24 protein-coding genes are annotated in these 25850 nt (G+C 66.6%); 14 read left to right on the plus strand and 10 right to left on the minus strand.

From position 1 onward, the window contains the following. Positions 1-74 precede the first annotated feature (74 nt). Positions 75-803, plus strand: a complete 729-nt coding sequence (locus PWP93_RS21165; RefSeq protein WP_421045819.1) for a maleate cis-trans isomerase family protein — start codon at positions 75-77, stop codon at positions 801-803. Positions 804-852: 49 nt separating this feature from the next. Here the strand turns inward: PWP93_RS21165 and PWP93_RS21170 are convergent, their stop codons facing one another. After that, on the minus strand, positions 853-2082 hold the full coding sequence (locus PWP93_RS21170; RefSeq protein WP_421045820.1) for an MFS transporter: 1230 nt from the start codon (positions 2080-2082) through the stop codon (positions 853-855). Between the two features lie 230 nt (positions 2083-2312). On the opposite strand from PWP93_RS21170, the gene PWP93_RS21175 reads away from it, so the two are divergent. The 7 genes from PWP93_RS21175 to PWP93_RS21205 all read left to right on the plus strand — a co-directional run bounded on the left by PWP93_RS21175 (position 2313) and on the right by PWP93_RS21205 (position 10679). Next, positions 2313-3416, plus strand: a complete 1104-nt coding sequence (locus PWP93_RS21175) for an SH3 domain-containing protein (protein ID WP_421045821.1) — start codon at positions 2313-2315, stop codon at positions 3414-3416. Between the two features lie 625 nt (positions 3417-4041). Continuing rightward, entirely contained in the window at positions 4042-4470 is a 429-nt protein-coding gene (locus PWP93_RS21180) for a hypothetical protein (protein WP_421045822.1), read from the plus strand. A 292-nt stretch (positions 4471-4762) separates the two neighbouring features. Beyond that, a complete protein-coding gene (locus tag PWP93_RS21185) occupies positions 4763-5461 on the plus strand; it encodes a response regulator transcription factor (RefSeq protein WP_175197993.1) in 699 nt (232 codons plus the stop codon). 152 nt (positions 5462-5613) lie between these two features. Next, positions 5614-6981: a FecR domain-containing protein gene (locus PWP93_RS21190; RefSeq protein ID WP_421046149.1), complete on the plus strand. Its 1368-nt coding sequence runs from the start codon at positions 5614-5616 to the stop codon at positions 6979-6981. Positions 6982-6992: 11 nt separating this feature from the next. Then, a complete protein-coding gene (locus PWP93_RS21195; protein WP_421045823.1) occupies positions 6993-9431 on the plus strand; it encodes a CHASE2 domain-containing protein in 2439 nt (812 codons plus the stop codon). Between the two features lie 96 nt (positions 9432-9527). Continuing rightward, the gene (locus tag PWP93_RS21200; RefSeq protein WP_421045824.1) at positions 9528-10166 is read left to right on the plus strand and encodes a DUF4136 domain-containing protein; all 639 of its coding nucleotides are present in this window, start codon (positions 9528-9530) and stop codon (positions 10164-10166) included. A 138-nt stretch (positions 10167-10304) separates the two neighbouring features. Beyond that, entirely contained in the window at positions 10305-10679 is a 375-nt protein-coding gene (locus PWP93_RS21205; protein WP_421045825.1) for a VOC family protein, read from the plus strand. A 26-nt stretch (positions 10680-10705) separates the two neighbouring features. Here the strand turns inward: PWP93_RS21205 and bluB are convergent, their stop codons facing one another. From bluB to PWP93_RS21225, 4 genes are all read right to left on the minus strand, one after another. Continuing rightward, positions 10706-11398, minus strand: a complete 693-nt coding sequence (bluB, locus tag PWP93_RS21210) for a 5,6-dimethylbenzimidazole synthase (protein ID WP_421045826.1) — start codon at positions 11396-11398, stop codon at positions 10706-10708. Between the two features lie 160 nt (positions 11399-11558). Continuing rightward, positions 11559-12455 carry a flagellar brake protein gene (locus tag PWP93_RS21215; RefSeq protein ID WP_421045827.1) on the minus strand — a complete coding sequence of 299 codons (897 nt, stop codon included), beginning with the start codon at positions 12453-12455 and terminating at the stop codon, positions 11559-11561. A 188-nt stretch (positions 12456-12643) separates the two neighbouring features. Then, positions 12644-14119, minus strand: a complete 1476-nt coding sequence (locus PWP93_RS21220; RefSeq protein ID WP_421045828.1) for a sodium:solute symporter family protein — start codon at positions 14117-14119, stop codon at positions 12644-12646. After that, positions 14116-14331 (minus strand): DUF3311 domain-containing protein, encoded by a 216-nt coding sequence (locus PWP93_RS21225; protein ID WP_035529726.1) that lies wholly within the window; start codon positions 14329-14331, stop codon positions 14116-14118. The genes PWP93_RS21220 and PWP93_RS21225 overlap by 4 nt, the downstream gene beginning before the upstream one ends. Positions 14332-14616: 285 nt before the next feature. On the opposite strand from PWP93_RS21225, the gene PWP93_RS21230 reads away from it, so the two are divergent. The 3 genes from PWP93_RS21230 (at position 14617) to PWP93_RS21240 (ending at position 16575) form a co-directional block, all read left to right on the plus strand. Continuing rightward, on the plus strand, positions 14617-15294 hold the full coding sequence (locus tag PWP93_RS21230; RefSeq protein ID WP_421026827.1) for a MarC family protein: 678 nt from the start codon (positions 14617-14619) through the stop codon (positions 15292-15294). A 71-nt stretch (positions 15295-15365) separates the two neighbouring features. Further along, positions 15366-16199 carry a class II glutamine amidotransferase gene (locus tag PWP93_RS21235; RefSeq protein ID WP_421026828.1) on the plus strand — a complete coding sequence of 278 codons (834 nt, stop codon included), beginning with the start codon at positions 15366-15368 and terminating at the stop codon, positions 16197-16199. A gap of 154 nt (positions 16200-16353) precedes the next feature. Continuing rightward, on the plus strand, positions 16354-16575 hold the full coding sequence (locus PWP93_RS21240; RefSeq protein WP_421045829.1) for a hypothetical protein: 222 nt from the start codon (positions 16354-16356) through the stop codon (positions 16573-16575). A gap of 9 nt (positions 16576-16584) precedes the next feature. Here the strand turns inward: PWP93_RS21240 and PWP93_RS21245 are convergent, their stop codons facing one another. After that, a complete protein-coding gene (locus tag PWP93_RS21245; protein ID WP_421045830.1) occupies positions 16585-17598 on the minus strand; it encodes a glycosyltransferase family 2 protein in 1014 nt (337 codons plus the stop codon). Positions 17599-17860: 262 nt separating this feature from the next. On the opposite strand from PWP93_RS21245, the gene PWP93_RS21250 reads away from it, so the two are divergent. Beyond that, the gene (locus tag PWP93_RS21250) at positions 17861-19081 is read left to right on the plus strand and encodes a 4-hydroxybenzoate 3-monooxygenase (protein WP_421045831.1); all 1221 of its coding nucleotides are present in this window, start codon (positions 17861-17863) and stop codon (positions 19079-19081) included. A 9-nt stretch (positions 19082-19090) separates the two neighbouring features. Here the strand turns inward: PWP93_RS21250 and PWP93_RS21255 are convergent, their stop codons facing one another. From PWP93_RS21255 to PWP93_RS21265, 3 genes are all read right to left on the minus strand, one after another. Then, a complete protein-coding gene (locus tag PWP93_RS21255; protein WP_421045832.1) occupies positions 19091-20587 on the minus strand; it encodes a DASS family sodium-coupled anion symporter in 1497 nt (498 codons plus the stop codon). 187 nt (positions 20588-20774) lie between these two features. Further along, entirely contained in the window at positions 20775-21116 is a 342-nt protein-coding gene (locus PWP93_RS21260) for a DUF4148 domain-containing protein (RefSeq protein WP_421026833.1), read from the minus strand. Between the two features lie 212 nt (positions 21117-21328). Continuing rightward, positions 21329-22021 (minus strand): DJ-1/PfpI family protein, encoded by a 693-nt coding sequence (locus PWP93_RS21265; protein ID WP_421045833.1) that lies wholly within the window; start codon positions 22019-22021, stop codon positions 21329-21331. 461 nt (positions 22022-22482) lie between these two features. Between PWP93_RS21265 and PWP93_RS21270 the strand changes: the two genes are divergently transcribed. Then, positions 22483-22929, plus strand: a complete 447-nt coding sequence (locus PWP93_RS21270) for an HU family DNA-binding protein (RefSeq protein WP_035529715.1) — start codon at positions 22483-22485, stop codon at positions 22927-22929. A gap of 261 nt (positions 22930-23190) precedes the next feature. Next, the gene (locus PWP93_RS21275; RefSeq protein ID WP_421045834.1) at positions 23191-24090 is read left to right on the plus strand and encodes a LysR substrate-binding domain-containing protein; all 900 of its coding nucleotides are present in this window, start codon (positions 23191-23193) and stop codon (positions 24088-24090) included. A gap of 254 nt (positions 24091-24344) precedes the next feature. On the opposite strand, the gene PWP93_RS21280 is transcribed toward PWP93_RS21275, so the two are convergent. After that, complete coding sequence (locus PWP93_RS21280) at positions 24345-25538, minus strand: porin (protein WP_421026836.1); 1194 nt, start codon at positions 25536-25538, stop codon at positions 24345-24347. Between the last annotated feature and the right edge of the window lie 312 nt (positions 25539-25850).

Here is a 25850-nt window from a genome sequence, read left to right on the forward strand (position 1 = left end):
TCGATTCCACAACCTTCATTTGACTGGCGTCGGGCGCCTTGCATGGTCGCCCGATGCCTCGGAGTCCTCATTCAATGGCAAAACGTATCCATCTCGGCATGTTGACACCGTCGTCGAACACGGTGCTCGAACCGCTCACCGGTGCAATGGTTGCCGGCCTGCCCGGCGTCAGCGCGCATTTTTCGCGTTTCCCGGTGACGGAGATTTCGCTCGGCGCGCGCGCAACCGGCCAGTTCGAGTTCGACAAGATCGTCGACGCGGCGCGTCTGCTCGCCGATGCGCGCGTCGACGTGATCGCGTGGAGCGGCACCTCGGCGGGCTGGCTCGGCTTCGAGGGCGACCGCGAATTGTGCCGGCGCATCACCGAGGCTACCGGCGTGCCGGCGACCACATCGGTGCTCGCGCTCAACGAGATTCTCGAGCGTACCGGCGCGCGCCGCTTCGGCCTCGCGACGCCCTATCTCGAGGACGTGCAGCGCAAGATCGTCGACAACTATGCGCGGCACGACTTCGAATGCGTGGCCGAGCAGCATCTGGGGCTGCAGGTGAACTACAGTTTCGCCGAAGTGACCGACGAGCAGATCCGCACGGCAGTGCGCGAGGTTGCGCGCGCGAAGCCGCAGGCCATCACGACGTTCTGCACGAACCTGCGCGCCGCGCCGCTGGTCGAGGCGCTGGAGGCCGAGACCGGCATCCCCATCTACGACACAGTGGCGACGGCGGTATGGAAGTCGTTGCGGATGGTGGGCGTGGACACGCACGAAGTGCGCGGCTGGGGCCGGCTGTTTCAGGACGTGGCTTGAGTTTTCGCGCAACGCCCGGCATGCCGGGCGTTGCTGCGTTGACAGCGGTTCATTCCCGCGCGGACATCGATGGCCCGGCAAGTCGCGATTTGCCCACGCTTTGCGCGCCGATCCACACGAGCACGGCCGTGGCTGCAAGCGCCCCGCCCGCCGCGCACAGGCCGAGCCAGCCCTCGGCCGCATAGGCGGCGCCCGCCACGCTCGAACCCACGGCGCCGCCCAGGAAGTAGCTCGCCAGATACGCGGTCATGATGCGGCTGCGCGCGTTGGCGTCGATTTCGAAAATCACGCTCTGGTTCGCGATGTGAAGGCCCTGCACGCCCACGTCGAGCAGCAGCGTGCCGACAATCAGCGAGGGTAGCGAGGAACAGCCGCCCGCGAGCAGCGCGAACGAGATCAGCAGCGTCGCAGCGAACGCGCCGGTTGCCTTGTTCTCGTGGCCGTGGTCGACGAGCCGGCCGGCCGGGTGCGCGGCGAGCGCGCCGATCACGCCGACGATGCCGAACAGCCCGATTTGCGCATCGTCGTATCCATAGGGCGCACGGCTCAGCACGAAGGTGAGCCCGGTCCACACCACGCTGAAGCACGCGAAGGCGAGCGCACCGTAAATCGAGCGCAGCACGAGCAGCGGCTCGCGGCGCATCAGATGCGCGAGCGACGCGAGCAGGCGCGCGTAGCGCACAGGCGTTACGGGCGTTACGGGAGTAACGGGCTGCGTGTTCTTGGGCAGCATCATGGCGAGCACCACGGCGATGGCAACGCTGGCCACCACCGCAATCGCGAAGATCGCGCGCCATCCCGCCCAGAAAGCGACATAGCCCGCCACGATGCGCGCGAGCAGCACGCCGAGCAGCAGCCCGCTCATCACGACGCCGACTGCGCGCCCGCGCGAGGCCGGGTCGGCGAGCGACGCCGCCATCGGGATCAGGATCTGCGTCGAGAACGACGTGAGGCCGACCAGCACGCAGCCGGCGGCGAAGGTCATATAGTTCGTGCTGCAAACGATAAGGCCGAGCGCGGCGATATTCACGACGAGCAGCCGCAACACCAGCGCGCGACGGTCGACCACGTCGCCGAGCGGGACGATCAGCACGAAGCCGGCGGCGTAGCCGAGCTGCGTGAGCGTGACCAGATAGCCGAGATCGGCGACCGGATGGCCGAACGCGGCTGCGATCGTCGCGAGCAGCGGCTGCGCGTAATACACGTTGGCGACGATCACGCCACAGGCGATGGCGAACAGCGCCGCCAACCCGCGCGTGAGGCCGGAATGATTAGTCATCGAGATCACCCTGCGAAGCACAGCCGCCTCGGCGCGTTGCCGGGGCGGCGCGCGCATCGGGCGGCTCACCGCATAGTAGGGAATCGGTTTCGATATGTTAAATATGGATTTAATAGATTATTCATATGTAAAACATATGGATTGCCAGCGGCATCGTGTCGGCGTGCCCCGCCAGCGAGGAACGGAATATGCTGAGGCTTCCGCATAGTTACAGAAGAGAAGAGGGGAGCATGACAAGCCGATACACGAAACTGCCGCGCGGGCTGGCCCTGCCGCTCGCGACGGTCTGCGTGGCTGCGGGGATGGTGTTCGCAGCGTCGGGCGTTCGCGCGCAGACCCAGGCCTATACGAACGAGCCCGTCGATCTGTTTGCCGGACCCTCCGACGCATACCCCGTAGTGAGCGAGCTCGGCCCCAACGTGCCGGTCACCGTGATGGGCTGCGTGAGCGATTACTCGTGGTGCGACGTCGCGTTGCCCGGCCTGCGTGGCTGGGTCTACGGGGGCTATCTCAGTTATCCGTATCAAGGCGCTTACGTGCCGCTGACCGGCTATGGCGCGGTCATCGGCTTGCCGATCGTCACGTTTTCCGTGGGGGCGTACTGGGGCAGCTTTTATCGCGACCGGCCCTGGTATGGCGACCGCGATCGCTGGGAGCATGCGCCGCCGCCGGAGCGCGGGCGTCCGCCGGAGCCGCAGCGGTTTCACGGCGGGCCGCCCGACGGCGGAGGGCGGCCACCGCCGCCTCCACCAGGAGGCGCGCGTGCGCCGGTCAACGGCGGTCCGCCGCCGGGCGCGGGGCGTCCTCCCGAACCGGCGCGCATGCGCCCAGGCAACGAAGCGCCACCCGTTCATGGCCGGCCGCCCGAGAGCGGCGGCCCGCCCGTTGCAGCGCCGCGTCCGCCTGCGGAAATGCAGCGCCCGCCTGGCGAGGGTGCGCGCTCGCCTCGTGAAATGCAGCGTCCACCGGTCGGGGTGGCGCGGCCGCCTGTCGAGCCGCCGCGCCCTCCTGCGCAGGTGGTCAATCCATCGCGCCCGCCCATGCCGCAGCCGAGTATGGGCCGTCCGCCCGCACCTGCGCAAGGGCCAGGGCCGGGACCCGCGCCTGCGTTCAATCACGCGCCAGGCCAGCCGCCCGGCGGTGCGCGCCCGCCAGAGCCGCCGGCCGAGCGCGGCCGTCCCGAGGCGCCGCCGCAGGCGGCCACCCGTCCGGGCAGGGCGGCGGCCGGGGCGACCAGCGGCAGCAGTACTGACCGCTTCCGTATGCGCAAGCAAGGACGCCTGCAATGGGCGTCCCTATCGGCCGGCGAATTGATTTGGATTCCATATCAATGACCGCCGGCATGCCAGTTGTTGACACTGTGCAACGATAAATCGCGGGCGAAATAGCGCCTTCGAGCGGGCAGATAGCCGTTTTTCCGTCGATTTAACAATCCCTGACAGTAGCTTTGCGCGCTTGCCGCCACAATAGCTCGTAGCGGCGTGTTCCGGTATGGATCGCGCAGGAAAGGGCGTGCGGCTCACGCACGCGAGGCCTGGAAATTCGGCTACGGGGGCCGGTGCGGTCGGGACACGGCGACGCGCCGGCAGCGAGGAAAGCAGAGCGGACCCGAGTTCGCCGGATAACGCTGGAAAACAGCGCCTGGAAGTACCAGGAGTGGCGATGGCAGCGGGAAACGCCATGATGTGATCGGCTGCGGTCTTGGGCGGGTGTCGGGCGGTGATGCCCGCTCGTGCGTGACGCGCCGGTCCGGCGGCGCTTGCGCCGGCGGTCCGAGTCCGGGGGGAAGGACGCCGGAGACCACGCAGTGCGCAGTTCGAGGCCGTCGCCACTCGTTTTTCATTTACCAAGTCCCGCGTTCACGCATGCGCCGTTCGCGCCGCGCGCGGGGCCGTGCTGTCGGGCGCGCGCGGAGCCGATCCGGCGGGTCCGAAGCTTGTCTGCTACTCGAGGGGTTTCATGTTTTTTCGTTCCGGCAGCATGCGGTTCCCGCCGGGTTCGCGGGTCAACGGTTCGGGCCGCAACCGCGACCTCGATCGCATCGAACTCGATCTCGCCCGCGACCGGCACGCGCGCGCGGCCATGGAAGCGTATGCGGATTCGTGCGAAGTCGATCTGCCCTGGCTGAGCGAGGCTTTGCGCCAGTCGCGCTTCGGCCGTTCGGATAAGTTGACGCAGTGCTCGTCAACCGTTTTGCGCACCTTCGTGCTCGCGCAGGCGCGCGCCGCCGCGCAGTCCGATTATGCGCACGCCGCGTGGGAGCATGTGCGCGGGCAACTGGCGGCGCTGCTGTCCGAGTCGCCAATGATCGAGCCGCTGGCGCAAGACGGGCAGCAGGCCGCCCGCCCAGGGAGCGTGGGAAGCCAGGCGGGCGGGGTGAACCGATGAACCCGGCCGGCGAGGTCGGCTGCCATGGACGAGCCGCGAGACGTGCCGGGCGGGTGCACACGCCGCGCGGCGTTCAATAGGGGGCGTTTTCGTCTACCATGAGCGAAAACTGGTTCCCGATCTCTTTCAGCACATGGCTGCGTGACGTGCGCCCTTTTGTTTCGAGACGCGGCGAGAGTGGCGCCCGGGCTGTGCGGCGCAAGCCGCGCGGCAGGGGGGAGGGATGATGGCCGTGCCTCGCCGGGCCGGCACATCCCGGGACGATGAATAACGACACTGGGTGCAGGACATTATGAGAATCGCAGTACTTGACGACGATCCGGCACAGACCGATTTCGTCTGCCAGACGCTGAGCGCGGCTGGCCACGTCTGCCACGCGTTCGCCAAGGGAGGCGAGCTCGTCAAGCAGCTCCGGCGGCAGACATTCGACTTGCTCGTGCTCGACTGGAACGTTCCCGACATGGCCGGCGACGAGGTCCTGCACTGGGTCCGTCAAAGCCTGTCCACGCGCTTGCCCGTGCTGTTCATGACGAGCCGCAGCCGCGAAGTCGATATCGCGCTGATGCTCAACAGCGGCGCCGACGACTACGTGGTCAAGCCGGTCTCCGCGCCGGTCCTGCTGGCTCGCGTGGCGTCGCTGCTGCGCCGCGCGTATCAACTGCACGCGCCGACGCAGAAAGAAGTTTTCGGCGAATACGAATTCGATCTGAAGTCGCGCCAGGCGTCGGTCGGCGGCAAGCAGGTGGCGCTCACGCAAAAGGAATTCGAGCTTGCGCTGCTGCTGTTCCAGCATCTGAGCCGGCCACTGTCGCGCGCACACATTCTCGACGTGATCTGGAAGCAGTCCGACGACATCCCGTCGCGCACCATGGACACGCACGTCTCCATGCTGCGCTCGAAGCTCGGCTTGCGGCCTGAGAATGGCTATCGCCTCACGCCAATTTACGGCTACGGCTACCGGCTCGAACGCATCGAGGGGGATGCGGCGTGAGGGGCGCTTATTCGGCGTTTCCCACCCTCTATTCCGCCGCGCCCGGGCGCGTGACGCTGGCCGTCGCCCTGTCCTGGCCGGGTCCTGCCGGTCCGGCAGCCGCGCCGCACAGCGCAGCCCGCGCACTCGCGCGTTCGCCGCTTGCCCGCGCGGTGGCCTGTGCGCTGGCGCTGGGACTGCTGCCCGCCGCCGGCCGCGCCGAAGCCCGCAAGCCGAACCCGCAGGCGCCGGAAATGGCCGTCTACGTCACGCGGCCCGGCGATTCGCTATACGACATCGCCACGCGCTATCTGCGCAATCCCGCCGACTGGACCAAGGTCGCGCGCCTCAACCGCGTGAGCGCGCCGCGCCGCCTGCAGCCGGGCACCTCGCTGCGCGTGCCGGTCGCGCTGCTGCGCCAGGATCATCTGACGGCGCGCGTGATCGCCACTTCGGGGCCGGCGAGCCATGCATTCGGCAAGGGGCCGTTGCTGCCGCTCGTCGTCGGCGGCACGCTCGTCGAAGGCGACCGCGTCCAGACCGGCGAGAACGGTTTCGCCACGCTCGAACTCGCCGACGGTTCGCATATCGTCATTCCGCCGGGTGCCTCGCTCGATCTCGCCACGCTGCGCCAGACCGCGCTTACCGGCTCGACCGACCGCGTGGTCAACCTCCATCGCGGCCAGCTGAACACCGAGGTCACCAAGGCCACCCGCAAGGACGATCGCTTCCAGATCCGCTCGCCTTCGGTGGTGGCGGGCGTGCGCGGCACGAGCTTTCGCGTGAATTACGACGGCGACAAAGGCTCGACAGCGGTCGAAGTGATCGAGGGCGCGGTGGGCGTGGACGCGGCGTCGCGCGCCCCGGCTGCCTCGGTCGCGCCCGCGCCGGGCATGCCGCTGGCCGCTTCCACGCAGCTCGTCGCGGCGCGCCACGGCAGCCTCACGCTCGCGGGCGGCGCCGTGGGCGCGCCCGTCGCGCTGCTCGACGCGCCCGAGCTGCGCAACCCCGGGAAGGTCCAGGACGACGAAACCGTCGCGTTCGATCTCGCGCCCGTTACAGCGGCGCGCAGCTATCACGTGCAGATCGGCCGCGATGCGGGCCTGCTGGACCTGATTCGCGACACGCGTTCCGACGGGCCGCACGTCGCCGTCGGCGCGCTCGAGGACGGCACCTACTTCGCGCGTTTTTCCGCCATCGACGAGCACGGCCTCGAAGGCATGCCGTCGACCTACGCGGTCCAGCGCCGGCGCCTCGCGCTGGGCGCGTCGGCGGGGCGCGTCGAAGGCACGCGCGACTACGCGTTCCGCTGGTTCGTCGACCAGCGCAGCGCCGGAAGCACGCGCTTTCGCTTCGTGCTCGCCACCTCGGAGGACCTGCGCGCGCCGCTCGTGGACCGCACCGACATCACGAACGGCGAGGCCGTCGTCAGCGACCTGCCCAAGGGCGTCTATTACTGGACCGTGATTGCCGAGCAGTTCGAAGGGGGCCGGTACTTCCAGAAGGCCAGCCCGGTACAGTCATTCCGTCTCGAGTGGTGAGGCGCTCGCGCATGAGCGTGAGCGCACCCCGTCTTTCCCGTTCCGGCCGTCCGGTCGGGCGGCGCTTTCTGTTCGAGTGGCTGGGCGTGGCGTGCGCGGGCATCGCCGTCGTGCTGCTGAGCGTGGTGGGGCACTGGACCCTCAGCGCCGATCACCTCGTGTACGACCGCTTTCTCGCGGCGCGGGAGCGGCCCGTTTCTCCGGACATCGTGATCGTCGAGATCGACAATGAGAGCGTTGCCGCGCTGGGGCGCTGGCCCTGGCCGCGCAGCCTGCACGCGCAGCTCGTCGATCGTCTTGCGAAGGCGGGCGTGGCCGCCGTGGTCTACGACGTGCTCTTCACCGAACCCTCGCCCGACGACGCGCGCCTGGGCGAGGCGCTGCGCGAGCGCCCCTCGTATCTGCCGGTGCTGCTGTCTCCCGCCAACGAGGCCGACAACGGCCACCGCGAGGTCGTGAAACCGGTCGAGCCGCTCGCGCAGGCCGCCGCGGGTCTCGGCCACATCAACCTCGAAGTCGACAACGACGGCATCGTGCGCAGCGTCGCGATGTTCGAGGGCGATGCACGGCAGCGCTGGCCCCAGTTGATGGTGCCGGTCTGGCGCGCCGTGCGCGACGGCACGCTCGCGCTTGCCGATCGCGCGGGCGCGAGCAGTGCCGCGACCGCGGCTGCGGACGCGAGGCTCACGCGCACGGGCGCGGCGGATAGCGAAGCGCGCTTTTTGCTGCCGTTCGGCGCCAATACGCACACTTACCGCAAGGTGTCGTTCTCGCAAGTGCTCGAAGGCCGCGTGCCGCCCGACGTGCTGCGCGGCCGCGTGGCCCTGGTGGGCGTGACCGCATCGGGCTTGTTCGACCGCTTTGCCACGCCGCTCTCGGGCACGCTCGGGCCGCTGCCCGGCGTCTATATCCACGCGCTCACGCTCGACACGCTGCTGTCGGGCACCGCGATCGAACCAGCCGCGCCGATTGCCGTGGTGCTCGCCTCGCTGATACCGCTTGCGCTCCTGCTGCATGCGTTTCTCGTCCATTCGCCGCTGCGCACGCTGCTCTTGCTGCCCTTGCTGGCGCTGCTTTCGCTGGCCGGCAGCGCCGCACTGCTCTACTACGCGCGCATCTGGCTCGCGCCGGTGCCGGCGATCGTTGCGCTCGCACTTGTTTATCCGCTCTGGAGCTGGCGGCGCCTCGAAATGACGATGGCGTATCTGCGCAAGGAGCTGCGCCAGCTTGCCGACGAACCCTATCTGCTGCCCGAAGCGCCCACGCCGCCGCGCGAATTCGGCGGCGACGTGCTGGCCCAGCAGATGGCGCTGATGGCGCAGGCCGCGCAGCGGCTGCAGGACATGCGCCGCTTCGTCTGGGACAGTCTCGACTCGGTGCCGGAGCCGCTCGTCGTGGCCGACCTGCGCGGCGTGGTGCTGATCGCCAACCACGCGGCGCGCGCCTATTTCACCGACCTGAACGTGAGCGCGGCCGAGGGGCGCGGCATGCCCGAGGTGTTCGGCGATCTCGCGCTCGTGAAGCCCATCGACCCGAACCCCGAGACGCTCGCGTTCGCGCATGCGCACTGGCCCGCGCCGCTCGATCCCGCGCGCGGCGAGTTCGCGCAGCTCATGGAGCGGGGCGTGGAAGTGCGCGCGCGCGACGGCAGCGACTACCTGCTGCGCTACGCGCGCTGCACCAATGCGCAGGGGCAGGCGGTGGGCTGGATCGCGGGCCTCGTCGACGTGACCGCGCTGCACGACGCCGAGCGCCAGCGCGAGCACGCGCTGCGTCTCCTGTCGCACGACATGCGCTCGCCGCAGGCGTCGATCGTGGCGCTCGTGGAGACCGAACGCGAGCGCGGCACGCTGGCCGCCGGGCCGGTGCGCGAGGTGATGGACCGCATCGAGCGCTACGCGCGCCGCTCGCTCACGCTCGCCGACGATTTCGTGCAGCTCGCTCGCGCGGAGTCGCAGCAATACGCTCTGGAGCCCACCAGCCTGACCGAGCTCGCCATCGACGCGAGCGACGAGGTCTGGCCGCAGGCGAGCGCCAAGCACATTCAGATCGAGACGGCGTTTGACGGCGAGCAGATGGGCTGGATCAACGCCGACCGCTCGCTCATGACCCGGGCCCTGGTCAACATTCTGAACAACGCGGTGAAATACAGTCCACCCGAAACGAGGATTGTCTGTAGTATCGCTGTCGCGGACGACCGGGCCCCGCGCGTGATCTGTTCGATTCGCGACGAGGGCTACGGCATTCCGCTCGAAGATCAGGCGAAGCTGTTCCAGCCATTCCGGCGCTTTCATGCGGGCCAGCGGCCCGAGGTGAGCGGCGCCGGGCTCGGCATGGCGTTCGTGAAGACGGTGGTGACGCGTCACGGCGGCGAGATCCATGTGGACAGCGCGCCGGACCAGGGCACGACGGTGACGATGTCGTTGCCGGCGCTCGATACCGCGGCTTGACGGCGTTGTCGTGTTATTGGCCTGATCGCGCCGAATGCACACCATGGCACACCCCGGCGCCATAACCGGCTGCCAACGATTCCGATGGAGTTATCCGTGAAAGTCCTGATGACGATCTGCACCTTGTCGATGCTGGGCGCGCTCGCCGGCTGCGCAGGCGCGAGCGCCGATGTGCGGGCAAGTGGCGACCTGAGCGCAACCGACCTGGCCGCCGCCACGTATCGGCTCGCGCGCACGCCCGCGCAGGCGGAAGCCAACGACCCGCAGCCTTACGAGGCGCTGCTGCGCGCCGGCCTCGCGCAACGCGGCTTCAAGGAAGGCACGCCCGAGGCGGCGCGCTATATCGTTTCGGCTGCATGGGCCTCGCGGCCGAGCGACGTCGGTGTGGAAACCGGCGGCTCGGGTAATGGGGGCAATTGCATTGGCGGCTGCGTGCCGTCCGAAGGGCCGTCGTTCCCGTGGTTCGGCAAGCGCTACACGCATACGCTCACGTTGCGTTTCCTCGCGCTGCCGGACGGCCGCGAAGCCTACAAGGTGAGTGCGCAGAAGCGCGACCGCAATGCCGATGCGCAACAGGCGCTGCCGTACCTGGTCGCCGGCGCGCTCGCGCGGCTGCCGTACGCGGGCGCGCCGCAATGGCGCGTGAAGCTGAAGGAGGTTGATCACGCCGCCGCTGGTCAGGCGGGCGCGCCGGCCATGCCCGACGTGATCTCCATTAAGCCGCTCGCGCAGTGAGACATCGCCGGGCTGCGGCTCGCACACGAGAGTGTGCAATTTTCCCCAGGCCACGCGCGGGAGGAGCGCACCAAACTGGTCCTCACGTACCGCGGCACGGGCTGCCGTTGGGCAACGGGCTTTGACCAGGAGACAGACATGTTCGATCACGTGGGTCTGCGCGTGCGCGATCTCGCACGCAGCATGCGGTTTTATGAGGCGGCTTTGTCGCCGCTGGGCTGTGGCGTCAGCGTGCTGTACGGCGATCTTGCCGGCATCGGCAAACCTGGCATGCCTAAGTTATGGCTGCACGCCGTGCCGCCCAGCGACGCCGGCACGCCGCGCGGCGTGCATGTGGCGTTCGCCGCCGCGAGTCGCGCCGAGGTCGACCGCTTTTACGCCGCCGGCATCGCGGCTGGCGGAACGGACAACGGCGCGCCGGGTCTGCGGCCCGATTACAGTCCCGACTATTACGGCGCTTTCCTCATCGACCCCGATGGCAATAACGTCGAGGCCGTCACGTTCGGCGCTTGATCGGTGCCTGAGCCGCGGATGCGCGGCTACGCGCAACCCGTGCTCGCGCTTTCGGCTTTCGGCACGGCCTCGGTCTGCTCGTCCGGCCAGCGGTTTTCGTACATGCATTCGCCGAGCACCCGACGCTCGGCCCAATGCTCGATCTCCAGCATCGGCTTCGGGTAGAACTCGGCTACGTGGCCGACGCAGAGAATCGCCACCGGCTTGGCGCCGGCGGGCATGTGCAGCAGCGTGCGCACTTCGTCCACGTCGAAGATCGACACCCAGCCCATGCCGAGCCCTTCGGCGCGCGCTGCGAGCCACATGTTCTGGATCGCGCAGGCCACCGAGGCAAGGTCCATTTCCGGCAAGGTGCGGCGGCCGAAGATGTGCGCTTCGCGGCGATCCATCAGCGCGACGACGAGCAGCTCGCCGCATTCGCGCATGCCTTCCACCTTGAGCTTCATGAACTCGTCGCGGCGCTTGCCGAGCGCGTCGGCGGTGGCGAGGCGTTCGCGCTCGACGGTCTCGTGCAACTGCTCGCGCAAGGCCGCGCTGGTGATGCGCACGATGCGCCACGGCTGCATATAGCCCACGCTCGGTGCGTGATGCGCGGCGTCGAAGAGACGCGCGAGCACCGCAGGGTCGACCGGGCCGGGCGTGAAGTGCCGCATGTCGCGCCGCTCATGGATCGCGCGGTAGACCGCCGCGCGTTCGGCTTCGTCAAAGGGCTGTGCCATGGAAGAGTGCGGCCGTGGAGGCCGGTTTGGAGGATGCGCAGGTACCATAGCACACGCATTTCGGCCTTCGCGCAAGGGGCGCGCCGCACCAGGGGTAAAACCGGAGCGCCCGATTCAGCGCGTGCCTTTGCCAAGGCCTGTTATGAGCCGGAACAGGTCACTAGTAGATCACGTCGCCGTGACGGTCGAACACATAGACTTTCATCGCTATCTGCTCGGCGCTCGTGAGGCTGTCGAGCTCGAGGCCGAGCGAGCATTGCGCGCCGTCTTCCTGTTGCACGTTGCGAATGATCGCGCTGGTTTCGATGGGCGTGTCGAGATTGCCGGAGCGCAGGCTGAAGGCAATGCGCAGCCGCTCGCCCACCTGGCCGAGCGCCCATGGCGCGACGAGCGAGAGCCCCAGCGCGCTGATGCCGCGCGCGAGCGCGACGCCCTGATAGCCCTCGGCGCCGATGCCGAAGCGCACCGGAAAGCGCGCGTGCACGCGGATCGACTTGCGCTCGCGCAGCAGGCGGATATGGGCTGGTGCGGAGAGCACGAGATAGCCCAATGGCGCGTGATGGATCGCGTGCAGCGTGCAGACGAAGCGATAGACGGCCTGGCTCGCAATCGCCACGATTTCGACATTTTCGCCGGGTGTGACGGCAGTCGGGCGGCCATCGGCGTAGGGCAGCGTCGCGAAGATCGATTCGTTCGGCGCAATCCCGATCAGCTTGCACGGCTGCATCGGCGCGCTGCGGGCGCCCTGTTGCGGGCGCAGGCCCATCGACGCGCCAATGGAAAGATGCAGGTCGCGCACGGTCAGCGCGGCTTCGTGCTCTCGCGGTTTCGCGGGTGCAAATGCGTCCTCGGCCTCGGGCGCTGCGCGGTCGCCGCGCTGCGGTGCGAAGTGGCGGAACAGAAAATCGCGCTCCATCTCGCCCACGAGCGTGGCGCCGCGTTCGAGCAGCAGCGTGCCGTCGTGGTCCACGAGCGGCCATTCGAGCGGCTGCCCGAGCGGGAGGTCGGCCGGCGTGAGCGAGGCGGTGCCGGGGGCGGTTTCGAGTGTGTCGGTCATCGGCGCGCTTGACGAGTGTGCAGTGACGGGATCACTGTGTTTACGGCACGCGCGGCAAAGAATTGAATTTCGTCGGTCCAGTGCCGGCGAACTAAAAAAAGCGGCGCAACGAATGCGCCGCCCATCATCGAAACAACCATCGCAACTGAAGCTCGCAATCGAAATCAGTGCGGATCTCGGTGCAGATCTCAGTGCGCGCCCGCGTGCTTGTGATCCGCATGCGTGTGCGGCTGCGTGAGCGCGCTCACGGCAGCGAGCACGATGATATTCACGCCGAGCGCGAGAAAGCCGATGTTGATGTCCTTGAACGTATCGGACGCGAACGGGATCAGTTGCGCGACGCTCACGTGCAGCAGCGTAGTGAGCACGACCACCAGCACGCCCGCGAAAATCCCGCAGAACGCGCCCTGCTTCGTCACGCGGTTGCGCGCCGCGAGGCTGCACACCAGCGCCGGGAACAACTGCGTGACGAAGTTGTAGCCCATCAGCAGCAGCGCCACGATGGTCTCCCCGCCCTTGAGCGTGAAGCCCACCGCGACCAGCGCGACCACCGGCACGAAGAAGCGGGCGATGCGCGCGACGCTTTCGTCGTTGGCGTTTTTACTCAGCGCGCCGCGATAGACATCGTTGGCGAGCAGCGTGGATGCCGTGGTGAGGATCATCGAACCCGGCACGAGCGCGGTGAGTACCCCCGCTGCGCCAATCACGCCCACGAACCACGGATCGAAGGTTTGCAGCGACAGGCGGAACAGCGAGAGGTCGATGTCGGTGCCCTTGAGGCCCGGCACCTTGAGCACGGCCGCGAAGCCGCAGAAGAACACGAACAGCAGGATCAGCTGATAAAGCGGCAGGATCGCGGCATTGCGGCGGAAAATGCGCTCGTTCTTCGCGGTGTAGACCGACATGAACGTATGCGGCCACATGAAGAAGCCGAGGCATGCGAGCAGCGTGGTGGACTGGAACCACGTCACGCCCTGGCCTTTCGCTGCGAAACTGAGGAAGCCGGGCTTGGCTGCGTCGATGGCGCGGAACATCTCGGCGTGCGAGCCATAGTAATGGACCGGCAGGTAGATGCCGAGGAACACGGCGATGGCGAGAATCATCGTGTCCTTGACGACCGAGTTCCACGCGCAGCCGCGCACGCCCGAGAAGATCACGTAGGCGGTGACCACCACCGCGCCGATCCAGATCGCCGCCGTGGAGGGAATCGCGCCGTACGAGGCCGTCGACACGATGATGCCGAGCCCCTTCAGTTGCAGCACGAGATACGGCACGAGCGCGGCCACACCCACGCATGCGACCAGCACGCCGAGCGCGGGGCTCTGGTACTTGGTCGCGAAGAAGTGCGGCTGCGAGACCAGCCCGTGTTCTTTCGCGTAGCGCCACACGGGCGGCAGCATCCAGTACGAGAGAATGTACGCAAGCGTCCCGTAAGTCAGGATGTAATAGACGGGTGCGCCCTTGCCATAGGCAAAGCCGCTGCCGCCGAGAAACGTGAAGGTGGTGTAGATCTCGCCCGCCATCAGCAGGAACACGAACGCGGTGCCGAAGCTGCGTCCGCCCACCGACCACTGCTCGAGACTCATGTCGTGGCCGCGGCGCGCGCGGATGCCCAGATAAAGCGCGATCACGGTGATCGCCGCGATGATGATCAGCGCGCTCATGATCGCACCCCGCCTTGTGCGTCCTGCACGTCGCGGTTGGCCGGATCGAGCTTGTAGACGAGGCCCATGATGGCCGCGGTCAGCACGACCCACATGACGATCCATGCCAGCACGAGCGGCATGCCGAGCACGAGGGGCTCGGTGCGGTTGACGAACGGCACGCCTAGCAGAATGCCGATGAAGGGTAGCGCAGCGAGCAACCTCAGTGACATGGCAACTCCTTTGGGTAAAAGGGAAACCTTGTTTCGGGTTCGGTTGGGATTCGGTGGGGTCCGGTCGGTCCACTCTATGCCCGCGAATGCGCCCCGTAAAGCTGCCAATATTCCTGATGCGCGCGGCGAGTGCGGATGGCTCGGCTTGGTGCGCTGCGTCATGAAGCGGGTTGTTTTGCGTTGGCGGGCCGGCAGGCGGCCGGCACGGTGCGCGCCGCTCCGGTTACACTGCTCGCTGCCGGCGGCGGCGCCATTTGGGCCTGCTGCGTTCACCGGATCGCTTACATGATCGAGAGCCTGATTTCAGACATTCTGTTCGGTTTCACCGGACTAATCAGCATCATCAACCCCTTCGGCATTGCCTTTGTTTTTCTAGACCGCACGGCCTCGCTCAGCGACGAAGAACGGCGCCTGCTCGCCAAGCGCGTCGCCACCAATGCAGGCTTCGTGCTGCTGGCGGCGTTCTTCGTGGGCACGCCCATCCTGCATTTCTTCGGCATTTCGATGGAGGCGCTGCGTATCGGCGGCGGTCTCGCGGTGGCCGTGAGCGGCTGGCAGATGCTCAATGCGCCTGAACCCGAGCCGTCGGTGGCCGATCATCCGGTCAAGCCGCTCAGCGCCGCGTCGGCAACCGGCAAGGCTTTTTTCCCGCTCACGATTCCGCTGACCACGGGCCCCGGCTCGATTGCCACGGCCATCGCGCTCAACGCGAACCGCACGCACAAGCTGTCGGCATTTCTACTCTCGGGCATTGCCTCGATAGTGATCTCGGTGCTCGTGGTGCTGGTGATCTATTACGTTTACAGCCGCGCCGCGCGCCTGGCGTTTTATCTGGGCGCGGAAGGCACGCGCGTGGCCATGCGCATTTCGTCGTTCCTGCTATTGTGCATCGGCGTGCAGATTATTCTTACTGGCTTGAGCGGCTTTCTCGTGCCGCTGCTGGGCGGGCACGCGGCTATTTAAAACCGGGCGCACGGGGTCTTGCCGGCCGCCACGTCGGGTCGTTCATCGAGTCGTTGAAAGTGGGGGTCACCATGTGCCGCTGGCTTGCCTATACCGGTAACGCCGTGCCGCTCGAAACCGTGCTGTTTCATGCGCGCCATTCGCTGATCGACCAGAGCCTGCATTCGAAGCTCGGCGCGACCACCACCAATGGCGACGGCTTCGGGGTCGGCTGGTATCAGCATCCGCACGACATTCCGTATCGCTATCGCAGCGTGCAGCCCGCCTGGAACGACCGCAACCTGCGCGAAATCGCGCGCGCGGTGCACGCGCCGATGTTCATCGCGCATGTGCGCGCCGCCACCCATACGCCCGTGCAGGAGACCAACTGCCACCCGTTCCGGCACCGGCGCTGGATGTTCGTGCACAACGGGCTGATCCAGAGCTTTCCGCTCGTGCGCCGCGAATTGCTGGTGGCGGTCGAGCCGGGGCGCTTCAGCGCGATCGAAGGCTCGACCGACTCCGAAGCGATGTTTTATCTGGCGATGACCTTCGGGCTCGAAGTCGATCCCGTGCCGGCGCTCGAGCGCATGGTGGGGTTTGTGGAGGCCACCGCGAAAAAGCATGGTATCGAGCCGGCGCTCAACATGACGGTTTGCGCGAGCGACGGCGAACAGCTCGTGGCCGTGCGCTATTCGAGCGAGCGCAACTCGCGCTCGCTCTTTCACACCACGTCGTTCAGGCACCTGCGCGAACTCTATCCCGACGACCCGCGCATCGCTGCCGCGGGTGAGGACGCCTACCTGCTCGTGTCCGAGCCGCTCGGCGATTTACCGGAAGTGTGGGCCGAAGTGCCCGAGTCCACCGCGATCGTGGTGCGCGGCGCGCAGGTCGAATATCGCGACTTCGTTCCGGTCATGCCTTGATCAAGAAAATCGAGCGCGGCGCAAATCGGATCAGTCGCGTGCTGCACATCGTCGGCTCCCGGATGGGCTTCGTCAACTATGGAAGAAGGAGCAGCTGACGGCCCAATACACGTCTATCAAGGCGGTGGCGCGTGCGCTGACCGTCGATGGCAAATTGTCGTCGGCGCAAATTCAGCGCATGGGTCTCGGCGATAAATATGGCGCGCAGAACGGCATTCAGATGAAGGAAGACGGGGGCATCGCGACGCGGCAGTTCGACACCGCGAGCGTGGCAAAAGACCTGCAAGGCTATCGCTACCACGGCTTGACCGGCAGGGAAAACGTCCGGATCATCGCGGGCCAGGTCGTGCCGATCATCGAGGACTATCGCGGCTAGCGCAGCAATTTACCAGGCCCGCTGGCCGGACTGATCGTATTTCTCCGCCATGGCCGGAATGCCGGCGCGCACGTGGCGCTCGGCGCGCCGCACCTGGCGCGTGAGCAGCACGACGTGCGCGGGCGCGACGCGGCGCCGCCGCAATGCCCAGAACGCGCCGCGCAGCAGCGCGAAGCCGGCCGGGCCGAGCGAGTGCTGGCGCGCGAACACGACGAGCGCGCGCCCGGTGGCGGCCAGCGCGTCGCGCAGCGGCAGACGCATCCATGCCACCCACGCCGAATTGCGCGCGAGCGTGCAGTGCTGCGCGCGCGTGAACCAGCGGCATAGCGGCTCGCGATGCGCGAGCGCCGCCTCGCAGTACACGATCGCGTGACCCGCGCTCAGCACGTCGAGCGCGGCCAGTTCTTCCGCGCCGCCATGCGAGAGCCGCTCTTCGTAGCCGCCGAGCGCGCGCATCACGCTCGTGCGGAAGATGCACGCCCCTGCCATGAAGCCCGCGAGCGCCGGGCCGGGCAGACCCTCGCCGCCAGGCGAGGTGGCGTTGAGCATGAGGCACGCCGGATGGATTTCGCGCTCATCCTCGCCGACCACGCGCGCATTGAGCACCGCCACGTTCGGATGGTCGTCGAGCCGCTGCACCGCCTGCGCGAGCGCGCCGGGCGCGAACCAGGTGCTGTCGTCGCAGCACGCCACATAGTCGGTGTGCGCGAGCGCGAAGGCGCGGTTGAAGCCCGCCATGCCGTGATCGCCCAGCGTCTGGACGATGCGCACCTGCGGAAACAGCGAGGCGAGCAGGCTCACGGTGGAATCGCTGGAGCCGTTGTCGGCCACGATCACATGCGGGTGCTCGGGCAAGGCGGTGAGTCGCGCCACGGTGTCGACGATCTGGCGCACGTGATTGCGCGTGAGCACGATCACGGTGACGCGCGGGCCGGGGTGGGCAACGGCTCCGGCGCCTGTATCGGCTGCGGAGACGGGCTTGGCACCGGGTTCGGAACCAGCGGGTGGGGGGGAAGGATTCATCGCGTTTCGGGCGGCGGCGAGCCGGCGGCCAGAGTGCAGATTGCTCTGCGGGCATGTGTTTGAGCATACGCCGATGCCGCCACGCGTGCACACGCACGGCTAACCCTGAATGCCCTTACGCTGCGCTGCGGCACGTCTGGATGGCCGCCTGACCAATCGATACGCTATCCGTAATCGAGATAATTCATATTCACGATATCGCGTTGCGCGATATCGCTTGTAGCCGCCAAACTTGCGCAAAATCAACACACAGGAGACTTTCATGCGCACCCAGGTTGGCATCATCGGCGCGGGGCCCGCGGGCCTGCTGCTATCCCAACTGCTTCATCTGCGTGGCATCGACTCGGTCGTGCTCGAAAGGCGCGGCCGCGATCAGATCGAATCGACGATCCGCGCCGGCGTGCTCGAACAAGGCACCATGGATACGCTCGTCGAGGCCGGCGTGGGCGCGCGCATGCAAGCCGAAGGCGCGCTGCATCACGGCTTCGAGCTGGCGTTCGAAGGCAAGCGCCGCCGCATCGATCTCACGGCGCTCACCGGCAAGTCGATCACGGTCTACGCCCAGCACGAAGTGCTCAAGGACCTCGTCGCGGCGCGCATGGCCGCTGGCGGCAAGCTGTTCTTCAACGTCTCGAACACGTCGATTCACGGCATCGAAACGGCGTCGCCCTCGATCCGCTTCGAGCACGAAGGCGAGCAGCACACGCTGCATTGCGATTACGTGATCGGCTGCGACGGCTCGCAGGGCGTCTCGCGCGCGGCCATTCCGGCGGCATTGCGCAACGATTACGAGCGTGTGTTTCCGTTCGGCTGGTTCGGCATTCTCGTGGAGGCGCCGCCTTCGTCCGACGAGCTGATCTACGCCCGCCACGAACGCGGCTTCGCGCTGGTCAGCACGCGTTCGCCGAACGTGCAGCGCATGTATTTCCAGTGCGATCCCAACGACGCTGTCGAAAACTGGTCCGACGATCGCATCTGGGCCGAGCTGCACGCGCGCGTCGATTCGGACGAAGGCCATCACGTGGTCGAGGGCAAGATTTTTCAGAAGAATATCGTCGGCATGCGCAGCTTCGTGTCGACCACGATGCAGCACGGACGCCTCTTTCTCGCGGGCGACGCGGCGCACATCGTGCCGCCCACCGGCGCGAAGGGCCTCAACCTGGCCGTCGCCGACGTGCGCGTGCTGACTGCCGCGCTCGTGGCGTTCTACAAGGAAGGCTGCACCGATCCGCTCGATGCGTATAGCGAGACCGCGCTGCGCCGCATCTGGCGCGCCGAGCACTTCTCGTACTGGATGACGCGCATGATGCACCGTCTCGACGACGCCTCGCCGTTCGAGCAGCGCCTCCAGGTGGCGGAGCTCGAGCATGTCACCACGTCGCGCGCCGCGGCGACCGCGATGGCGGAAAACTACGTGGGCGCGGTGGCGGTCCAGGGCCCGTTATTCGTGGAAGCAGGCCCCGGCGGGTTCGGCGCGACGTGATCGGCGCTATCAGATCCAGCCGAGCCAGCGCCACCACGTGGCGGCAAACAGCAGCAACAGCAGATAGCCCACCACGGTCAGCACGATGCCAACGCGGGCGAACTGCTTCGCGGTGAAGGTCTCGGTGGCGAGGCACACCATGTTTTGCGGCGCGTTGATCGGCAGGATGAAGCCGAAGCTCACGGTGTAGCCGAGCAGCATGGTTACGCCGAGCCGGTTGAAGTCGCCCGACATCGATTGCAGCACTGCGATGAGGATCGGCAGCATGGCCGAGGTGAGTGCGGTCGCGCTCGCAAAGCCGAGGTGAATCACCACGAGGAAGGCGGCGAGCACCGCGAAGGCCATGAACGGCCCGGCGCTGTCGAGGCCCGTGTGATGCGCGACGACGTCGCCGAGCCACTGGCCCGCCCTGGTGGTCAGCAGCGCCGTGCCGAGGCTGATGCCCACGCCGAACACGATCACCGTGCCCCAGGGAATGCGGCTTTGCACCGTCTTCCAGTCCATCACGCCAAAGCGCGGCAGCAACAGCAGCACGAGGCCCACATAGGTGACCGAGGTGGTGTCGAAGGGGTGCAGCTTGCCTTCGGTGGCCCAGAAGCACAGCAGGCCGATGGAGACGCCCAGCAGGCGTTTTTGCGGGCCGGTCATGGGGCCGAGCTCGCGCAGCGACTGTTCCACTGCCTCTTTGCCGCCCGCGATGGCGTCGGTCTCGGGCGGCAGCATCTTCAGCACGAGCACGAACAGGATGGCCGACATGACGATCGCCCAGGGCGCGCCCGCGATCAGCCAGTCGAGCCAGGTCACGCGCGCGCCGAGCATCTTGTCCATGAAGCCCACGGTGAGCAGGTTTTGCGCGGCGGCCGTCTGGATGCCGACGTTCCAGATGCTGGTGGCGTGCGCGACCACGATCATGACGCCCGCTGCGATGTTCGAGCGCTTGTCCACGCCGAACGCCGAGATCACGCCGACCATGATCGGCACCACACAGGCGCTGCGCGCCGTGGCGCTCGGCACGACGAGCGAGAGCACGATGGTCACCGCAATCGCGCCGATCAGGATGCGCCGCGTGGTGGTGCCGATGAGCGAGAGCGTGACGAGCGCGATGCGCTTGTCGAGCCCGGTGACGGTCATGGCCGCCGAAATGAAGAGCGCGCCCGCGACGAGCGCGAGTGCGGAATTCGAGAAACCCGCGAGCGCCATGCTGATGGCTTTCGAGGTGCCGAAGAGCTGCGAGGGGTCGTCGAGGGTGGGCGCGGTGCCGACGAGAAACGCCATCAGCGAGGTGATGATAATGGCGCTCGCTTCGTAGGAGACGGCTTCGGTAAGCCACACGACCACGGCGAAGGCGAGAATGGCGAGCATGCGCTGACCCGCTGCGGGCAGGCTCGCGGGCAACGGCAGCAGCAACACGGCGACGAGCGCGACGGCGCCCGCGATCAAGCCGATGGGCAAGCCTGGTTTCTTGGGCGCGAATGTCGTGCCCGCTTTCGGTTTCGGTACGTTCATGACGTGGATTCCATCTCGACCAGTGACGGGCGGGATCGTCCCATATCGGGTTATGGCGTGCGCCGAAGGTGCGCTGGAACGTGTGTTGGGAGCGAGGGACGAGAAGCGAGGGGAGCTGCGGACGATGGGAGGACCAGCTGCGCGCCGGTCCCCGCATGCGAGAAAAAAAGACTGGAGAGGAAGCGGTTTACTGGCTCGCGCCTGCCGCCTTGGATGCCGCGGCTTTCTTCTGCGCGTTCTGGAGATTCGTCGGATAGTTCGGGTCGTTGTTGGCGGGCTTGTAGCCTGCGTCTTCGAGTTGCTTCAGTTCGGCGTTGTTCTTCTCGCGCGCTGCTTTGCGTTCGGCCTTGTGTTGCGCGCGTGCCTGCTTGCGTTTTTCGGCTTTGGTGAGCGGCTGCGAAGCCGGCGCGGCGCTTTGCGCGGTGGCTGCGGGTGCGCTGGCGTCCTGGGCGAAAGCGGGCGCCGTGACGCCCAGCAGGAATGCGGCGGCGGCCGCGGCGAGAGTCAGCTTGCTGGTGATGGACTGCATGAACACCCCTCCTGGTTGATTTTTACCGCTGGATTCAGGGTTTGTAATGCATGGATCGAGCGACGCAGCGCGGCGGATGCCGCGCCTTCATGGGCGCGCCGGTTTGAACGGCGGCCCCGGATTGAATGTATACGATCCTTGCAAACGAGGGTAGTAAATGCGCCCCTGGCTCACGCATCGCGCAACAGATCAGCGCGCCGACGCGGGTGTGCTCACGCGCTGGTGTCCCGAAGTTTTGCCGCCACGCGCTCGACGATGCGCGCGCGCTGCTCGAGCGTTGCCGCGCTTTGCGCGCGCACGCGTTCCACCACGACGCGCGGCGCGCTTTCCGGGCGGCCCGCATCGAATGGCGGCGCCGGCGCATATTCGAGTTCGAGCTGGAGCGCCTGCGCGGCTTCCTCGCCGACCAGTTCCGCCGCGAGCGTGAGCGCGAAATCGATGCCTGCCGTGATGCCGCCGCCGGTGATGAGGTTGCCGTCGCGCACCACGCGCTCTTTCACCGCGATCGCGCCGAACGGTTCGAGCAGCGAGTGAAAGGCCCAGTGCGTGGTGGCGCGGCGCTTGTGCAAGAGACCTGCGGCGCCGAGCACGAGCGAGCCGGTGCAGACCGATGTGACGTAGCGCGCCGTGCGCGCCTGGTGGCGCAGGAATGCGAGCGTGGCATCGTCTTCGAGCAGCGCGGCTACGCCGCTGCCGCCCGGTACGCAGATTACGTCGAGCGGCGGGCAGTCGTCGAAGACGGTGTCGGGCGTGAGCAGCATGCCGGTCGCCGACATGACCGGCTCGCGCGTTTTCCAGATGAGCCGAACCTGCGTGTCCGGCATCGATGCAAGTACGTCGTAGGGTCCGCAGAGGTCGAGTGGCTGTACCTTGGGGAATAGCAGAAAGCCGATCTTGAGCGCCATGGAGAATGCCTCGAAATGAAGGAGGAGTGAGACGCGCGCCGTGCCGGCGACGGTGCGTTCATCGTCACTCTACGCGCGCATACCCGTGCAGGAGCGCCAAAAAGCACGTAAAAGCTGCCAGCGGTGACGCTCGAATGCACGCGCTTGTCCGCTGCCATACTTTGTTTTGACGTGGCGCGAAGGGGGCGTTGTTGCCCAAAACCGCCATACGTGTGGCGTTTTCGCCGCATCGCGCACGCGTCGCGATGGCGCGGGCCGCGCTCGAGCGGGTCGAGCCGGTGCACGTTCACCCCTGTAAACAAGTATCGAAATGCATTCGGCAGTCAGCGTCGCGCAACAAATTTGCATCTACGATGTAAAAGAGTCACGCAAAACGCTTGCACGCTTGTAGAATCCGCCGTTGAAGCATCTGCATTCCGCTGTGCTTCGTCGATTCACTGACCAACACTGGTAGGAGAAACATGCCGACTTCCGCAAAGAAAGTGGCCAAAAAGGCAGCTGCCCCGGCCAAGAAGGTTGCCGCAAAGAAAGCGCCCGCCACCAAGACGGCCGCAGCAAAGAAGGTCGCCGTGAAGGCGTCCGGCGCACCGTCGCCGATCAAGGACACCTTCACGAAGGCCTCGCTGGCTGCTCACGTTGCTGAGCGTGCCGGCGTCGAGCCGAAGGCCACGAAGGCCGTGCTCGCTGCGCTGGAAGACACGATCCTGGGTTCGGTCCACAAGAAGGGCGCCGGCGAGTTCACGCTGTCGGGTCTTCTGAAGATCGTCGTTCAGGCCGTTCCGGCGAAGAAGAAGCGCTTTGGCAAGGACCCGTTCACGGGTGAAGAGCGCTGGTTCCCGGCCAAGCCGGCAACCGTGCGCATCAAGGCGCGCGCGCTGAAGAAGCTGAAGGACGCAGCAGCGGCCTAAACGCTTCATGCCTTGGCCTCGCTTTGGCGTTGGCTGCGGCACGCGTGAGTACCCAGAGAATCCCCGTTGGCATTTTGTGCCCACGGGGATTTTTATTTGCGTGCGGAAACGGCATCGCAGCACGCTGTGCACTAAGCATGTTCTGATGTTATATATGAGCGTCGAGCATGATGCTGCATAAAAAACGGGGTTTGCAGCAGGCCATATTCTGCTGAGTTATGCTTGAACGACCTTTCAAAGAAGATAGCATGCCTTGATGTTATGCCAGTTTCCGAACTCAGTATTCGCCAGGTTGAAGCGTTTCGCGCCTTGATGCAGTGGCGCACAGTCACGCGCGCGGCGCGCGCGCTGGGCGTTTCGCAGCCCGCGGTAAGCCGTCTCGTCGCCGACTTTGAAGCGAGCGTAGGCTTCGCGTTGTTCGAGCGTGCACGCGGGCGGCTTTTGCCGACGGGCGAGGCGCATGCGCTGCATGCGGAAGTCGAACGTGCGTTTAGCGGACTCGAGCGCGTCGTGCAGGCCGCCGCGCAAATCCGCGAGCAGCGTCGCGGCGTGTTGTGCGTGGCCGGCGCGCCTGAACTCGGCCCCGACTTTCTGCCGCGCGTGAGCGCCGCGTTCGCGCAGGAGCATGCGGGCGTGGAGGTGACGCTGCTCACGCTCGAACCCGCGCTCGCGCTCGAACGTGTGGCGGCGGAGCGCTGCGACCTGGCGCTCGTCGGCGAGGAAGCGGCGCCGCGCGCGGTGCGGCTGGAGCGTCTTGGGCAATGGCCGATGCGCTGCATCGTGCCGCGCGGCCATCGCCTCGCACGCAAGCGCGCGGTTGGCGCCGCCGACTGCGAAGGCGAGCGCTTCGTTTCTTATGCGGCGGGAACGCATGCACGCCTGCGCATCGACCGCCTGTTCTCGGAGCACGGCGTGATGCGTCTGACTGGCGTGGAGGCGGATCTCGCGCAGGCGCTCGTGACGCTGGTGGAGGCGGGAATGGGCATCGCGCTCGTCGATCCGCTCACGGCGGCGGGGGCGAGCGCGCGCGTGGTGGTGAAGCGCTTCGTGCCGGAACTGGAGGTGCCGCTCAATGTGGCGCGATGCGCGCAGCGGGACGCGGCGCCGCTGGCGGAGGCGTTCTTGCGTCACGCGCGGGCGGCGCTTGCAAGGTTGCGCTGAGGGTGCTCCAAGGGAGCGCTAACGTGCAATGAGGCTGCGCTGGCGGTGTGTTGATGGTGGTGTTGGTGGCGCGCCGCGAGAACCGCGCGTTGCGCGCGGCCGGATTTTCGGGCGCGTCGATCTTTCGTAGCAAAACGCGCCGCCAATGAAAAAGCCAGCCTTGGCTTGCGCCGAAGGCTGGCTTGTGTAGCGTGCAGCTTTTAGCTGCTGCATGGTCTCTTCGCCTGGCCGGGCCGAAGCCCGGCTCATGCCGATCAGAACTTGTGGCGGATGCCCAGGCTGACGATTTCTTGCGAGCTCGAAGCCGAGTTGTAGCCGTACGAGCCGATCGAAGCGCCGGCCGTCTGGGTCGTCGTCGCGTTGACGCGCTGCGTGCCGTTGGCGTGCTGGTAAGCCGCCACTGCGTACAGGTCGGTGCGCTTCGACAGGTTGTAGTCTGCGCCGAGCGAAACCTGGTTGTACGAAGCCGACGTGTCGCCTGCACCGTGCGTGTAGACGTAGCCCAGGCCGAGCAGCAGAGCCGGGTTCACCTGGTAGCCAAGGTAGCCGCCAGCAACGTTGAAGCGCTCGGTCGACTGGAACGCCGAGTAGCCGTCCGGCTTGATCTGGACATTGGCGTAACGTGCGCCGAACGTGAACGGACCTGCGACGTATTGGGCAGCGACCGAAGCATTGCCAACCGACTTCGCCGAAGCGTAAGCCTGCTGGATCTGGGTGCCGTCCTGGAAGAAGTTGTCCGACGTTGCGTTCGCTGCCCAGCCGCCGTTTGCGAGGCGGGCGGCCGGCGACGACGAGTTGTCCTGACGGAAGTAGCCGCCGGCAATGTTGAAGCCACCGATGCCGTACGTAGCAGCTGCGCCCCAGCTCTGGCCCGAGCCGGTCGAACCTGCAACGCCGCCCAGTGCGTACATGCCTTCGAACTGGAAGCCAGCGAACACCGGCGACACGTACTTGATGGCGCTGTTCGTGCGCGAGCTGTTGTCGTTGTTGTCGACGTCACCCGGCGTAGCGAACGTGCTGCCGAAGTAGTTGTCGGCGGTCAGCGGCTGAACCATGTCAACCAGCGGGTCGTACTGGCGACCCAGCGTGACCGTACCGAATTGCTCGCTCGTCAGACCAACGTATGCCTGGCGACCGAACAGCAGGTTGTTGCCGTTGTAGTTACCCATCTTGCCGTTGTTGACGTTGAAGCCGTTTTCCAATTGGAAAATCGCCTTCAGGCCGCCACCGAGGTCTTCCGCGCCCTTCAGGCCGAAGCGGTCGCCCGACAGGTTGCCAGCGTACAGACCGACCAGGTTCTTGTTCTGGCCTTCAGCATTCTTCGTGTTGCCAACCCACTGGATCGATTCGTCGATCACGCCGTACAGGGTCACGCTGCTCTGCGCATGTGCTGCGCCCGAGACGGCCAGGACGGCCAGCGAGAGGGTCGAGAGGGCGATTCGTTTCATCCGTTTTTCTCCACGCAGATATTTAGTTGTTGCTTGAATTGATTCATGCCATTGCGGAACGGAGAATAACGCAGGGGCCTAATTCTCCAGAACTGAAAAAAAATGACTGTCGCAAAAAGCTGACACATCCGGAGAACGCGTTGTAATACCGGCTCTAACGGATTCTTCCGGATGCGGAACGGAGCGAATGCCGGTGCGGCGCTATTACCGGTTCCGAAGCGGGTCGCAAATCGTGCAACCGCGGCCGAGGCATATAAGGGTAAATACCGGGCAACTGGAAGCGGGGACGGGTTGCTCCGTATTTCGAATCTG

It is taken from the genome of Paraburkholderia sp. A1RI-2L (assembly GCF_048957375.1).
Taxonomy (GTDB): Bacteria; Pseudomonadota; Gammaproteobacteria; order Burkholderiales; family Burkholderiaceae; genus Paraburkholderia.

What these genes read in the sequence shown, in the direction of transcription:
- PWP93_RS21165 (WP_421045819.1), top strand. Translation starts at nt 75, where the DNA reads ATGGCAAAACGTATCCATCTCGGCATGTTGACACCGTCGTCGAACACG.
- PWP93_RS21170 (WP_421045820.1), bottom strand. Translation starts at nt 2,082, where the DNA reads ATGACTAATCATTCCGGCCTCACGCGCGGGTTGGCGGCGCTGTTCGCC.
- PWP93_RS21175 (WP_421045821.1), top strand. Translation starts at nt 2,313, where the DNA reads ATGACAAGCCGATACACGAAACTGCCGCGCGGGCTGGCCCTGCCGCTC.
- PWP93_RS21180 (WP_421045822.1), top strand. Translation starts at nt 4,042, where the DNA reads ATGTTTTTTCGTTCCGGCAGCATGCGGTTCCCGCCGGGTTCGCGGGTC.
- PWP93_RS21185 (WP_175197993.1), top strand. Translation starts at nt 4,763, where the DNA reads ATGAGAATCGCAGTACTTGACGACGATCCGGCACAGACCGATTTCGTC.
- PWP93_RS21195 (WP_421045823.1), top strand. Translation starts at nt 6,993, where the DNA reads ATGAGCGTGAGCGCACCCCGTCTTTCCCGTTCCGGCCGTCCGGTCGGG.
- PWP93_RS21205 (WP_421045825.1), top strand. Translation starts at nt 10,305, where the DNA reads ATGTTCGATCACGTGGGTCTGCGCGTGCGCGATCTCGCACGCAGCATG.
- bluB (WP_421045826.1), bottom strand. Translation starts at nt 11,398, where the DNA reads ATGGCACAGCCCTTTGACGAAGCCGAACGCGCGGCGGTCTACCGCGCG.
- PWP93_RS21215 (WP_421045827.1), bottom strand. Translation starts at nt 12,455, where the DNA reads ATGACCGACACACTCGAAACCGCCCCCGGCACCGCCTCGCTCACGCCG.
- PWP93_RS21220 (WP_421045828.1), bottom strand. Translation starts at nt 14,119, where the DNA reads ATGAGCGCGCTGATCATCATCGCGGCGATCACCGTGATCGCGCTTTAT.
- PWP93_RS21225 (WP_035529726.1), bottom strand. Translation starts at nt 14,331, where the DNA reads ATGTCACTGAGGTTGCTCGCTGCGCTACCCTTCATCGGCATTCTGCTA.
- PWP93_RS21230 (WP_421026827.1), top strand. Translation starts at nt 14,617, where the DNA reads ATGATCGAGAGCCTGATTTCAGACATTCTGTTCGGTTTCACCGGACTA.
- PWP93_RS21235 (WP_421026828.1), top strand. Translation starts at nt 15,366, where the DNA reads ATGTGCCGCTGGCTTGCCTATACCGGTAACGCCGTGCCGCTCGAAACC.
- PWP93_RS21245 (WP_421045830.1), bottom strand. Translation starts at nt 17,598, where the DNA reads ATGAATCCTTCCCCCCCACCCGCTGGTTCCGAACCCGGTGCCAAGCCC.
- PWP93_RS21250 (WP_421045831.1), top strand. Translation starts at nt 17,861, where the DNA reads ATGCGCACCCAGGTTGGCATCATCGGCGCGGGGCCCGCGGGCCTGCTG.
- PWP93_RS21255 (WP_421045832.1), bottom strand. Translation starts at nt 20,587, where the DNA reads ATGAACGTACCGAAACCGAAAGCGGGCACGACATTCGCGCCCAAGAAA.
- PWP93_RS21260 (WP_421026833.1), bottom strand. Translation starts at nt 21,116, where the DNA reads ATGCAGTCCATCACCAGCAAGCTGACTCTCGCCGCGGCCGCCGCCGCA.
- PWP93_RS21265 (WP_421045833.1), bottom strand. Translation starts at nt 22,021, where the DNA reads ATGGCGCTCAAGATCGGCTTTCTGCTATTCCCCAAGGTACAGCCACTC.
- PWP93_RS21270 (WP_035529715.1), top strand. Translation starts at nt 22,483, where the DNA reads ATGCCGACTTCCGCAAAGAAAGTGGCCAAAAAGGCAGCTGCCCCGGCC.
- PWP93_RS21275 (WP_421045834.1), top strand. Translation starts at nt 23,191, where the DNA reads ATGCCAGTTTCCGAACTCAGTATTCGCCAGGTTGAAGCGTTTCGCGCC.
- PWP93_RS21280 (WP_421026836.1), bottom strand. Translation starts at nt 25,538, where the DNA reads ATGAAACGAATCGCCCTCTCGACCCTCTCGCTGGCCGTCCTGGCCGTC.